The organism is Atlantibacter sp. RC6 (assembly GCF_014193285.1).
Taxonomy (GTDB): domain Bacteria; phylum Pseudomonadota; class Gammaproteobacteria; order Enterobacterales; family Enterobacteriaceae; genus Atlantibacter.
In genome coordinates this window covers 41,657-53,553 of sequence record NZ_JACHZE010000014.1, presented here as the reverse complement: position 1 = coordinate 53,553, position 11,897 = coordinate 41,657, and the positions used below count along the sequence as shown (strand labels likewise).

Annotated in this window: 11 protein-coding genes and 1 pseudogene; 3 read left to right on the top strand and 9 right to left on the bottom strand. The window is 54.9% G+C overall.

Annotated elements, in window-relative coordinates; genetic code table 11:
* Window positions 1-8: 8 nt before the first annotated feature.
* The gene (gene recQ, locus FHW74_RS21580; RefSeq protein ID WP_183172352.1) at window positions 9-1,838 is read right to left on the bottom strand and encodes an ATP-dependent DNA helicase RecQ; all 1,830 of its coding nucleotides are present in this window, start codon (window positions 1,836-1,838) and stop codon (window positions 9-11) included.
* Between the two features lie 67 nt (window positions 1,839-1,905).
* Entirely contained in the window at window positions 1,906-2,775 is an 870-nt protein-coding gene (gene pldA / locus FHW74_RS21575; RefSeq protein ID WP_183172351.1) for a phospholipase A, read from the bottom strand.
* Between the two features lie 171 nt (window positions 2,776-2,946).
* Between pldA and yigI the strand changes: the two genes are divergently transcribed.
* The 3 genes and pseudogenes from yigI (at window position 2,947) to FHW74_RS21560 (ending at window position 5,116) form a co-directional block, all read left to right on the top strand.
* Window positions 2,947-3,417: an acyl-CoA thioesterase YigI gene (yigI, locus tag FHW74_RS21570; RefSeq protein ID WP_183172350.1), complete on the top strand. Its 471-nt coding sequence runs from the start codon at window positions 2,947-2,949 to the stop codon at window positions 3,415-3,417.
* 50 nt (window positions 3,418-3,467) lie between these two features.
* Window positions 3,468-4,358 carry an EamA family transporter RarD gene (gene rarD / locus FHW74_RS21565; RefSeq protein WP_183172349.1) on the top strand — a complete coding sequence of 297 codons (891 nt, stop codon included), beginning with the start codon at window positions 3,468-3,470 and terminating at the stop codon, window positions 4,356-4,358.
* Between the two features lie 286 nt (window positions 4,359-4,644).
* Window positions 4,645-5,116: pseudogene (locus tag FHW74_RS21560) on the top strand (DUF943 family protein).
* 87 nt (window positions 5,117-5,203) lie between these two features.
* Here the strand turns inward: FHW74_RS21560 and corA are convergent.
* From corA to dapF, 7 genes are all read right to left on the bottom strand, one after another.
* Window positions 5,204-6,154, bottom strand: coding sequence for a magnesium/cobalt transporter CorA (gene corA / locus FHW74_RS21555; RefSeq protein ID WP_183172348.1), 951 nt, complete (start codon window positions 6,152-6,154; stop codon window positions 5,204-5,206).
* Between the two features lie 149 nt (window positions 6,155-6,303).
* Window positions 6,304-6,360: a YsgD/CorL family protein gene (gene ysgD / locus FHW74_RS23055; protein WP_350029113.1), complete on the bottom strand. Its 57-nt coding sequence runs from the start codon at window positions 6,358-6,360 to the stop codon at window positions 6,304-6,306.
* Window positions 6,361-6,507: 147 nt separating this feature from the next.
* Entirely contained in the window at window positions 6,508-8,670 is a 2,163-nt protein-coding gene (gene uvrD / locus FHW74_RS21550) for a DNA helicase II (RefSeq protein ID WP_183172347.1), read from the bottom strand.
* A 60-nt stretch (window positions 8,671-8,730) separates the two neighbouring features.
* A complete protein-coding gene (gene yigB / locus FHW74_RS21545; RefSeq protein ID WP_183172346.1) occupies window positions 8,731-9,447 on the bottom strand; it encodes a 5-amino-6-(5-phospho-D-ribitylamino)uracil phosphatase YigB in 717 nt (238 codons plus the stop codon).
* Complete coding sequence (gene xerC / locus FHW74_RS21540) at window positions 9,447-10,352, bottom strand: tyrosine recombinase XerC (RefSeq protein ID WP_183172345.1); 906 nt, start codon at window positions 10,350-10,352, stop codon at window positions 9,447-9,449. The genes yigB and xerC overlap by 1 nt, the downstream gene beginning before the upstream one ends.
* Window positions 10,349-11,053: a DUF484 domain-containing protein gene (locus FHW74_RS21535; protein WP_183172344.1), complete on the bottom strand. Its 705-nt coding sequence runs from the start codon at window positions 11,051-11,053 to the stop codon at window positions 10,349-10,351. Before FHW74_RS21535 ends, xerC begins: the two co-directional genes overlap by 4 nt.
* Entirely contained in the window at window positions 11,050-11,874 is an 825-nt protein-coding gene (gene dapF / locus FHW74_RS21530) for a diaminopimelate epimerase (RefSeq protein WP_183172343.1), read from the bottom strand. The genes FHW74_RS21535 and dapF overlap by 4 nt, the downstream gene beginning before the upstream one ends.
* Between the last annotated feature and the right edge of the window lie 23 nt (window positions 11,875-11,897).

The following is an 11,897-nucleotide window of genomic DNA, read 5'->3' as shown; positions in this document are numbered from 1 at the left end:
GACGGTGACTACTCTTCGTCGTCGCCATCCGCATGGCTACGGATCAATGCCATAAACTCTTTGCCGAAGCGCTCCAGTTTCCGCATCCCCACGCCGTTGACGCTAAGCATCTCGCTGGGGCTGAGCGGCATCTGCTCGGCCATTTCAATCAGCGTGGCGTCGTTAAACACCACGTAAGGCGGGATATTTTCTTCATCGGCAATGGCTTTGCGCAGCTTACGCAGTTTAGCGAACAGCTTACGGTCGTAATTACCGCCGTAGGATTTCTGCGCCACGCGCGGTTTCAGGGCGATAACACGCGGTACGGCCAGCCTCAGTTCAACTTCTCCGCGCAGCACAGGGCGCGCCGCTTCAGTCAGTTGTAACGCCGAATGCTGAGCGATGTTTTGGGTAGCAAATCCCATATGGATAAGCTGGCGAATAATGCTCACCCAGTGCTCGTGACTCTGATCTTTGCCAATGCCATAAACGGGCAATTTGTCATGGCCCATATCGCGAATACGCTGGTTATTGGCGCCGCGCAGCACTTCAACCACATAGCCCATACCAAAACGCTGGTTGACGCGCCCAATCGTCGACAGTGCTTTACGCGCATCCAGCAAACCATCGTACTGCTTCGGCGGATCGAGGCAGATATCGCAGTTGCCGCACGGCTCCTGGCGCCCTTCACCGAAGTAATTCAGCAGCACCAGACGACGGCAGGTTTGCGCCTCGGCAAACGCGCCCATGGCGTTGAGTTTATGGCGCTCGATATCCTGAAGTTGTCCTGCGGGTTTTTCTTCAAGGCAGCGGCGCAGCCAGGCCATATCCGCCGGATCGTAGAACAGCATCGCTTCGGCGGGCAGCCCGTCACGTCCGGCACGGCCTGTTTCCTGATAATAGGATTCGATATTGCGCGGGATGTCGAAGTGCACCACAAAGCGCACGTTCGGCTTGTTGATGCCCATCCCGAAAGCCACGGTCGCCACCACGATTTGTAAATCGTCGCGCTGGAATTTTTCCTGCACCTCGGCGCGGACGTTGTTTTCCAGCCCGGCATGATAGGCCGCCGCGCTGATGCCCCGGCTTTGCAGACGTGCGGCGGTATCTTCCACCTTCGCCCGGCTGTTGCAGTAGATGATGCCCGATTTGCCGCGCTGGTCCTGCACATAGCGCATCAGCTGATCGAGCGGTTTGAACTTCTCCATCAGCATGTAGCGGATATTGGGCCGGTCAAAGCTGCTGATTTGGATCAGCGGATCGTGCAGACCAAGCAGATGCACGATATCACGGCGTGTAGTCTCATCCGCCGTGGCGGTGAGCGCCATAAACGGCACATTGGGAAAGCGATCGCGCAGTTGCCCCAATAACGCATACTCGCGGCGGAAATCGTGCCCCCACTGCGAAATACAGTGCGCCTCGTCCACCGCCAGCATCACCGGGTTCCAGAAAGCAAGCTGGTCGAGGAAATTGTCGAGCATCAGGCGCTCAGGCGCGATATACAGCAAACGGATTTGCCCGGTACGGCAACCCGCCATCACCGCCTGCTGCTCTTCGCGGGTTTGCGTAGAGTTAAGACAGGCCGCCGCCACGCCGTTAGCCAGCAGCTGGTCGACCTGATCTTTCATCAACGAAATCAGCGGCGAAACCACCACCGTTAAACCGTTTTTCACCAGCGCCGGGATCTGGTAGCACAGCGATTTACCGCCGCCGGTCGGCATCACCACCAGGCAATCGCGCCCGTCCAGCACGGTATTAATGATGGTTTCCTGGCCAGGGCGGAATTGCTGGTAGCCGAAGGTTTCCTGCAAAACCTGTTTCGCCAGCGATTCCTGATTCAATACTTCTGCCTGCGCCACGCTCACTCCATCACTCAAAATAAAACAGGCGCTATTTTCAGCGCCTGCGGGGGAAACTGCAATGCCCTTAGAACAGATCGTTAAGCATTACGCCCACGCCGAAGCGGGTTTGGTTAAAGTTGTAGTCGATTAACGACTCGCCATAACCACTGTACAGCTGAGTATAAAGACGCACGTGCTTTGTCACCGGGTAGCTGAAGCCAAGCTCCGCGCCGCCGTAGCCGGTATTCCAGTTGTACTGCCCTTTGGCGCTCAGGATCGCCTCGCCCAGTTGATAACCGATTTTTAGCTGGTAATAACCCATATATTTAGTGATATCCGGGTTGTCATCGGTATTGCCCACCACATACCAGGGCTTCACTTCCACCAGCCAGTTGTTATTCTGGGCCATCAGGCGCGTATATACACGGTTCCAGCTGCGTGAGGTCGGGTCTGAACGGCCATTGGACTGGTGATTGTAGCCAAACTCAACGTCGCGTAGCGTCCAGCCTGCAAAGCGATAATCGGTCGCAAAGCCTAAAAAAGCCTGGGGTTCGTAGTTGGTTTCACGAAACGGCGATGACTCTTCGCTGTTGGAAAGCTGCCACCAGGATCGCTGGGTGTAGGAGCCGCCTAAAACCGAGTTAGGGCCGAGGATACCGCGCCACAGTGGAAACGCCAGACTTAACTGAAACTTTACTTCATCTTTGCGAGAATTATCGGACCAATTATAGGTTTCGATGGCTTCTTTATTCAGATCGTCTGTGACCGTGTAAAGCAGGTAATTCGACTCGTAAGGATAGAGCGTAAACGGGTTGTCGTGCTCCTGAAGCAAGTTTGCGATAATGCTGCCGCGAACCGCTGGCGCATCATGCACTTCCTGAACCACAGCCTCCTGCGCTAACGCCGCGCCCGGCAATAAACATATGCCCCCTACCCAACCCAGAAATTTGCCCATGTGGCCTGTTCTCCTGACCAAATCAATAAAAACCGCTGAATTATTATCCGGATTACATTCTACATTTTTATTTATCTACTGCTTAGTCCTGGTTTCTGAATCTGGAAAACAACAAACAAGAAGCATAAAATCAACAACAATTTAACAACAGGTCTCTTGAGGAAGGAATCCATGTCCCCTACCGTTTTGACTAACGACGCCGCGCTCCAGTTGGTCGGCGAGATTTTTGTTTATCACATGCCGTTCAACCGAACGCTGGGTCTGGAGCTGATCCGCTATGAGAAAGATTATGCAGAGCTTTGCTTTAATAACCAGCCGATGATGGTCGGAAACTGGGCGCAAAGCATTCTGCACGGCGGCGTGATCGCGTCGGCGCTGGATGTGGCGGCCGGGCTGGTATGTGTGGGCAGCACGCTTGCCCGCCATGAAACCATTACCGAAGAAGAACTTCGCCAGCGTTTATCGCGCATGGGCACGATCGATCTGCGCGTCGACTATTTACGCCCAGGCCGCGGCACCCGCTTTACCGCCACCAGTAGCCTGCTGCGCGCCGGTAACAAAGTCGCGGTGGCGCGAGTAGAACTGCATAACGAAGAGCAGGTATATATCGCCAGCGCCACAGCAACCTATATGGTTGGTTAAATATTATTAGCTGTTAAAATGCATTCACTTTTTGATAACGAGCGTTACTAATGGATGCAAAACAGACGCGGCAAGGGGTTTTATTCGCCCTTGCCGCTTATTTTATTTGGGGAATAGCCCCGGCGTATTTCAAGCTGATCGACTTCGTTCCCGCCGATGAAATCCTGACTCACCGCGTCATCTGGTCCTTCTTCTTTATGGTGGCGCTGATTTCCATCAGCCGCCAGTGGAGCGGCCTGAAACGCCTGTTCGAGACGCCGAAGAAAGTGTTCGCACTGGCGTTAAGCGCCGTGCTGATCGGCGGCAACTGGCTGTTATTTATTTGGGCGGTGAATAATCACCATCTGCTGGAAGCGAGCCTGGGGTACTTTATTAACCCGCTGGTGAACATCCTGCTGGGGATGATTTTCCTTGGTGAGCGTTTTCGCCGGATGCAGTGGATCGCCGTCGGCCTGGCTGCCTGCGGCGTGCTGGTACAGCTCTGGACTTTTGGTTCTCTGCCAATCATCGCGCTGGCGCTGGCGTTCAGCTTCGCGCTTTACGGGTTGCTGCGTAAAAAGATCATGGTGGACGCACAAACCGGGATGCTGGTCGAAACGCTGTGGTTACTGCCGGTTGCCGCAATTTATTTGTTTGGCATTGCCGACAGCCCAACCAGCCATATGGGCGCGAACTCCCTGACACTGAACCTTGAGCTTATGGCGGCCGGCATTGTCACGACGATTCCCCTACTGTGCTTCACCGCTGCCGCCACGCGTTTACGCCTCTCCACGCTGGGCTTTTTCCAGTATATCGGCCCGACGCTGATGTTTGTGCTGGCGGTCGTGTTTTATGGCGAAATCCCCGGCCCGGATAAGATGGTGACCTTTGCGTTTATTTGGGTCGCGCTGGCAATATTTGTGATGGATGCGGTGTATACCCTTCGTCGCACGCCGCGTTAATAACTTATCATTTTCTTTACATTATCGGAGAGCTGTTTGTCGATAGTAAATTGCCTACAGCTCTTCGCTCTCGCATCAATTCCCTTCAAATAGTGTTGTAAAAGAGCGAAATATTCCTTACGCCGTTTCGTCCCGATCGGTTAATAAATCGCTTAACATAAATAAGAAAGTGTGAACCATGGCGCATTTTCCATTATCCGTTTATCTTAGCGTTTGTTAGTTAATACACCCACGTCGTTGTTATTCATAAGGTAAATGGAAATGCCTGGCGATTTAATAGTTACTTATGAAAAGTAAAATCTTAAATACGGCGATCAATGTGTTTATACTAAGTGGAATTTATAACTTATGGACACTGCGCCCCGTTAACATAATTTATTCCTATTCAGATGCTGGCGGGGTTGTAATGCTGGTCGTTGATCATCTGCCATGGACCGACAGAGATAAAATAAACTGGTATCTGTCGCGCCAGCAACAAATTAAAAGTAACCACCCTTTAATCGATGACTACCATACATATTATGTTGCTGATATTGGTAATGGTTTTACTAATTATCAAAACAGTCCGCATGAGGATTTATTTTGCATCCCGACCATTAAGACCGAAAAAAAATTGCATTGTAAAAAATTACTTATTAATTGTTGATGAACAACCTTACCGTAATACTCGATATTACATTACTACTAGCGGGAGTGAGTACGAATTAACGCCCGAAAACAAAATAGAAAGGATTTACCCTGAGTACCTTCCTGAGTAAAACTGTAGGTAATGGCTCGCCTTTACCGCAAAGCCCGCTTATATAAGGATAAGCCGGATAAAGTTGATTCTCTATCCGGCGTAATAATTACAACCAGTTGCGCCGTTTGAAGTAAAGATACGGTGCCAGCCCTGCGAGCATCATGGCGATGATGGCCGCAGGGTAGCCGAAGCTCCAGTGCAGTTCCGGCATAAATTCGAAGTTCATCCCGTAGCTTGAAGCCACCAGGGTTGGCGGCAGGAACACCACGGAGACCACCGAGAAGATTTTGATGATCCGGTTCTGCTCGATGTTGATGAAACCCATCGCCGCCTGCATTAAAAAGTTCACCTTCTGAAACAGCGATTCGTTATGCGGCAACAGGGATTCGATATCGCGCAGGATCTCGCGCGCCTGTTCAAGCTGGCCGCCAGGCAAACGGGTTTTACGCACCAGAAAATTGAGCGCGCGCTGAGTATCCATCAGGCACAGGCGCACCTTCCAGCCCACGTCCTCGAGTTCTGCCAGCGTTGATAGCGCTTCATCATATTCATCGCCCTGATGGCCTTCCATAATGACGCGGCTGAGTTTTTCCAGGTCGCTGTAGATGTTCTCAATCTCATCCGCCAGCTGTTCGATTTTGGTTTCGAACAGGTCGAGCAGCAGCTCGTAGGCGTTACCGTCGGTCATGGACTGCGCGCGGGCGCGCATACGGTAAAGGCGGAACGCGGGCAGTTCACGCTCACGCAGGGTAAACAGACGGCCATCGCGGATAGTGAACGCCACGGTGGAGTTACCGGCATGATCTTCGGCATCTTCAAAGAAGAAAAAGGAGTGAATATGCAGGCCGTCTTCGTCTTCGAAAAAACGCGCCGATGCTTCGATGTCTTCCAGTTCAGGACGTGTCGCCAGGCTTTGCCCCAGCTCAGATTGTACCCGGAGACGCTCATCGTCATCCGGTTCGACCAAATCCACCCACACTGAGTTTGTTAAGGTTTGTACCTCGTCGAGTTCCAGACGAGACAGACGATTGTTTTCCAGTTGAAATGCGCTCAGCATGACCGGGACTCCCAATACAAAAAATCCTGGACAGTTCGGTTGGCACACAGAAACAAAGGGGGTTTCAGACCATTAAACAGCCTGACTCAGCGCGACGGGAAAATGCAGTCGCTGACAACCGCTAAGGCTATCAGCATACGAGGATAGCCTTAGGAGTTGTTCCTGTTGAACAGGACGGTGAGCCAGCATCTACTGGGTGTGTCCAAGGCGAATGTCCTCTTAGCATAATCGTGGGCGCATGTTACGCCAGCAAAAATTTAGCGTCAACACGCAACGGCGCGGCCACGAATAATAAACGCCCGTTATGCTTTAAGGTTAGTAAAGAATCAAAAATCGGGCGATTTATCTATAAGTTACACGGTTTCCAGCTTCGCATAAGCGGCCACCAGCCACTTGATGCCCTGCCCCTGAAACGCAATCTGCAGGCGGCTGTGCTCGCCGCTACCTTCAAGGTTGACGATGGTGCCTTCGCCGAATTTGGCATGACGCACCCGCTGGCCCAGCTTGAATCCGGAGTCATTTTCCGCAATCGGCGTCCCCATGCGTTGATGGCTCACCGGACGGCTGATGCTGGCGCGCAAGCGCACTTCTTCAATACAGGCTTCCGGCAATTCGCCGATAAACCGCGACGGACGGTGATAGGTCTCTTTACCGTACAGACGACGCGACTCGGCATAGGTGATGGTCAGTTTTTGCATCGCGCGGGTGACGCCGACATAAGCGAGGCGGCGCTCTTCTTCCAGACGCCCGCCTTCATCCAGCGACATCTGGCTCGGGAACATGCCCTCTTCCATGCCGACGATAAACACCTGCGGGAACTCCAGGCCTTTGGCGGAGTGCAGGGTCATCAGCTGTACCGCGTCCTGCCAGGTATCCGCCTGTCCTTCGCCTGCTTCCAGCGCCGCATGAGACAAAAACGCCTGTAGCGGCATGAGGTCTTCATCTTCTTCGTTGTAGCTGAACTGGCGCGTCGCCGTCACCAGTTCCTCTAAGTTTTCGATGCGGGTCTGGCCTTTCTCACCCTTCTCCTGCTCGTACATCATCCACAGGCCGGAGTCTTTGATCACCCGGTCGGTTTGTACGTGCAGTGGCATATCGGCGGTTTCATGCGCCAGAGCATCGATCAGTTCATGGAAGCGCTGTAACGCGCTGGCGGCGCGACCGGCCAGCGCTTTTTCCTGCAACAGCTGGCGACTGGCCTGCCACAACGTAAGCTGATGCTCGCGCGACGTCTGGCGCACCACGTCAAGGGTACGATCGCCGATGCCGCGCGTCGGGGTATTCACCACGCGTTCAAACGCCGCGTCATCGTTGCGGTTAGCGATCAGCCGTAAATAAGAGAGCGCATCTTTAATTTCCTGGCGTTCGAAGAATCGCATCCCGCCGTAAATCCGGTACGGCATACTGGCCTGCAACAGCGCCTCTTCCAGCACGCGCGACTGGGCGTTGCTACGGTAGAGGATGGCGCATTTTTCCAGCGCGCCGCCGCTTTCCTGCCAGGTTTTGATGCGGTTTACCACAAAACGCGCTTCATCCAGTTCGTTGAACGCGCAGTACAGAGAAATGGGCTCGCCGTCGCTGCCGTCGGTCCAGAGATTCTTGCCAAGACGCCCGGCATTGTTAGAAATCAGGGCGTTGGCGGCGTTAAGAATATTGTTGGTGGAGCGGTAGTTTTGCTCCAGGCGGATGGTTTGCGCGCCGGGGAAATCATTCAGGAAGCGCTGGATATTCTCAACCTGCGCCCCGCGCCAGCCGTAGATCGACTGGTCATCGTCCCCCACGATCATCACTTTACCGGTGTCGCCCGCCAGAATGCGGATCCAGGCGTACTGAATGCTGTTGGTGTCCTGGAATTCGTCCACCAGAATATTGGTGAAGCGTTCACGATAGTGATTAAGGATATGCGGCTTGTTGAGCCACAGCTCATGGGCGCGCAGCAGCAGCTCGGCGAAATCTACCAGGCCTGCGCGATCGCACGCTTCCTGATAGGCCTGGTACACTTTCTGCCAAGTCTGCTCCACCGGGTTGCCATAGCTCTGAATATGGTGCGGACGCAACCCTTCGTCTTTTTTGCCATTGATAAACCACATCGCCTGACGCGGCGGCCACTGTTTCTCGTCCAGATTCATCGCCTTGATCAGACGCTTCAGCAGGCGCAACTGGTCTTCGCTGTCGAGGATCTGGAAATCCTGCGGCAAGCCCGCATCCATATGGTGCGCGCGCAGCAGACGGTGCGCCAGACCGTGGAAGGTGCCTACCCACATGCCGCCCTGGCTGGAGCCCATAATCTGGCCGATACGGTGGCGCATTTCCGCCGCCGCTTTGTTGGTAAAGGTCACCGCCATAATCGAATACGGCGATGAGTTTTCCACCATCATCAGCCAGGCGATACGGTGAACCAGCACACGCGTCTTACCGCTGCCCGCGCCCGCCAGCACCAGCATATTGGTGCGCGGCGCTGCGACGGCGTCGCGCTGTTTATCATTGAGGCCATCAAGCAGGTAAGAAACGTCCATTGGTACCGCCGGGAAAGAGGGGTGCAATCACCCCTGTGAATTTATACAGAGTGGATGAAATTATAACAGTGCCGTTAAGGATGCCAACCGTGAAATTTCCAGATGGGGTAATAAGCGGCTGTCGGTGGCGCGCATCAGACTGGCATCGCGCAGATTAATCCAGCATGCCTGCACCCCGCTGCGGATAGCACCCGCCACGTCGGTGGTGAGGTCATCGCCCACGTGCAGGATCTCACCGGGGCTGATACTGAGCTTTTCCGCCGCCAGGTGGTACATGTCGCTAAACGGCTTAGAGCGGCCATGCGGACCGGCGCGCAGCACAAACTGGAAATAGCCGCCCAGGCCAAACAGATGCGGATCGGCGTTACCGTTGGTGATCGCCACCAGCGGCCATTTTTTTGCCAGCGCTTTCAGGGTGTCGTGGGTTTCCTGCGGCACGTCAATACGGCTGCGCCAGGAGGCGAAATTCTCCATTGCGGCATCCGCCCCTTTGCGCGCCTCGTGTTCGCTTAGCCCCGCGTCGAGCATGGCGCGCTCTACCGCACGGCGACGCCATTCGGTGACGTCATGGTAAATCTCCGGCTCGGCATGGCGCAGCGCCTGGCGGACGCGATGAAATTCATCGGCCTCCAGCGCGTTCAGCGACGGATGGAAATTACGCACAAATTCAAACGCTTTCTGTTCGGTGCGAGTGATAACCGGCACGTTGTCATACAACGTGTCGTCCAGATCAAAGGTGAGCGCGGAAATCGTGCCCAGCGGGCGATAAAAATGCATTACGTTTTCCCTCGTTTGGCGCGTGGGTGCGCGGCATCATAGACCGAAGCCAGATGCTGGAAATCAAGATGGGTATAGATTTGCGTGGTGGAGAGATTGGCATGCCCTAACAGCTCCTGTACGCCGCGCAGATCGCCGCTTGATTCCAGCATATGGGTGGCAAACGAATGGCGTAGTTTATGGGGATGGACATGGCTGTTCAGCCCCTGTTTGATGCCCCACTCGGCAAAGCGTTTCTGGACGTTGCGCGCCGAGATACGATTGCCGGTTTTCGCCAGGAACAATGCGTCATCGTCGGGGCCAAACAGCCCGCGCAAATCGAGCCAGTGCTCCGTCCACGCCAGCGCGCTTTTCCCTATCGGCAAGCGTCGCTCTTTGCTGCCTTTACCCAGCACCCAGACTTCGCCGGTAGATAAATCCAGGTGACGACAGTCCAGGTTGACCAGCTCCGACAAACGCAGGCCCGCGCCATACATCATTTCCAGCATGGCGCGATCGCGTACCGCAAGCGGATCGTTAAGATCGATATCCAGCAGTTGGTTAACGTCATCGACTTCGATATTTTTGGGCAGATGGCGCGGCGGTTTCGGCGCGGAGATGCCTTTGGCCGGATTCGCGTTCAGTTCACCCTGGCCCACCAGCCAGGTAAAGAAACTGCGTAACGCCGAGAGGCGAAGGGCCAGACTGGTGGCCTGCAAGCCGTCGCGGCGGCTACGCACCACGATGCTGCGAACGATCGCGGCATCGCATTGCCGCCACTGGGTGAGTTTCATGGCGTCCAGCAGCGCGATAATCGCAGCCAGCTGGCGACCATAGTTCAAAATGGTCAGCGGGCTAAGCTGCCGCTCGACTTTCAGATAACGCAGAAAACGATCGGCAGGGTCCTGTAACGGTGACGGCGTCATACGCGTTCAACCCAGCGCTCCAGCAGTTCCGGCAACATCAGAGACAGCTCATGGAGCAGTTGAGTGCCCAGGCCTGGTTGATAGTGTTGCGGATCGCGGCTGGTGAACATCACCACGCCCAGGGCTTCATCACCGCCCATTAACGACATCGCCACCGAACCAATCGCTTTAGCCTCCGGTAACACCACCAGCAGTTCCGGCCCGTTCAACGGACCGAGATAGTGGTTGTCATGGCCCAGGCGCTGAATGCGCAGCGGCTCGAATGCCTGACGCGACAGCGCCAGATGGGTGAAGTCCGACGGCGCGCCGATGCGCCAGCGGTCAGCGAACAGGCGTACAGACGCGCCCGCCAGCCCCATTTCTCTGGCCCAGCGATGCAGACGATTAAGCATCTCCTGCAAACTGGGCGCAGACGCCAGCCGCCCCTGTAGCTTCAACAGACGATAAAACAGCCCTTCATTGGCGCTGGCCTGCTCCATCAGCAGCGACATATTTTCTTCCAGCTGGTTGATATGGTTTCTGGCGCGCGCCATATGCCATTCCACCAGCGATACCGTCCCGCGAACCGGATGCGGCACCCGCATTTGCTCGGCAAGCGCGGCGTTACGGATAAAGAAGTCAGGGTTGCGCAGCAGATATTCGCAGACTGCGCGATCGTCAATCTCGGCAAGGAGCGCTTGCGGTTCCCCGATATTATTCATAAATGTATAAATCCATCGTAAACATGAGCAGCCGGGCCCGTCATATACAGCGGGTACCCTGGCCCTTTCCAGGCAATATCCAGCAGACCACCAGGCAACTCGACCCGCACCTGCTCGGCCAGTAACCCCTGGGTGATCCCCACCGCCACCGCAGCACACGCACCGCTGCCGCACGCCTGGGTTTCACCCGCGCCGCGTTCGAAAACGCGTAGCCGGATGTGATTCGTCGTCACCACCTGCATAAAGCCGATATTCGCCCGCTCAGGAAAACGCTCATGATTTTCCAGAACCGGGCCGAGCGTTTCCACGGCGGCAGTGTCAACGCTGTCGACCTGCAAGACGCAGTGCGGGTTCCCCATGGAAACCACGCCGCACATTATGGTTTGCTCAGCAGCGCGCATGATATAGGTCTTTTCCGCCTTGTTGGCACGGAACGGTACCTGGGACGGCTCAAAATTCGGCTCGCCCATGTTCACTCGCACTAAATCATCTTCGTTGACCGTCAGCACCATGCGCCCGTTGGCGGTACTGACCCGGATATCGCGTTTGTTGGTCAACCCTTTCAGGCGCACAAAGCGCGCGAAGCAGCGCGCGCCGTTTCCGCACTGGGAAACTTCGCTGCCGTCGGCATTAAAGATACGGTAATGAAAATCGAGATCGGGATCGTACGGCGGCTCCACCACCAGCAGTTGATCAAAACCAACGCCAAGATGGCGATCCGCCAGGCGACGGATTAATTCTGGCGAAAAGAAGACGTTCTGTGTGACCGCGTCGACGACCATAAAGTCATTACCCAGGCCATGCATTTTGGAAAACTGCATTTTTCACTCCGTAAGCGCGGTGA

Bases quoted from the DNA above. Each gene is read 5' to 3' on its own strand.
- rarD (WP_183172349.1), top strand. From the start codon at position 3,468: ATGGATGCAAAACAGACGCGGCAAGGGGTTTTATTCGCCCTTGCCGCT.
- yigI (WP_183172350.1), top strand. From the start codon at position 2,947: ATGTCCCCTACCGTTTTGACTAACGACGCCGCGCTCCAGTTGGTCGGC.
- pldA (WP_183172351.1), bottom strand. From the start codon at position 2,775: ATGGGCAAATTTCTGGGTTGGGTAGGGGGCATATGTTTATTGCCGGGC.
- yigB (WP_183172346.1), bottom strand. From the start codon at position 9,447: ATGCATTTTTATCGCCCGCTGGGCACGATTTCCGCGCTCACCTTTGAT.
- xerC (WP_183172345.1), bottom strand. From the start codon at position 10,352: ATGACGCCGTCACCGTTACAGGACCCTGCCGATCGTTTTCTGCGTTAT.
- dapF (WP_183172343.1), bottom strand. From the start codon at position 11,874: ATGCAGTTTTCCAAAATGCATGGCCTGGGTAATGACTTTATGGTCGTC.
- uvrD (WP_183172347.1), bottom strand. From the start codon at position 8,670: ATGGACGTTTCTTACCTGCTTGATGGCCTCAATGATAAACAGCGCGAC.
- corA (WP_183172348.1), bottom strand. From the start codon at position 6,154: ATGCTGAGCGCATTTCAACTGGAAAACAATCGTCTGTCTCGTCTGGAA.
- FHW74_RS21535 (WP_183172344.1), bottom strand. From the start codon at position 11,053: ATGAATAATATCGGGGAACCGCAAGCGCTCCTTGCCGAGATTGACGAT.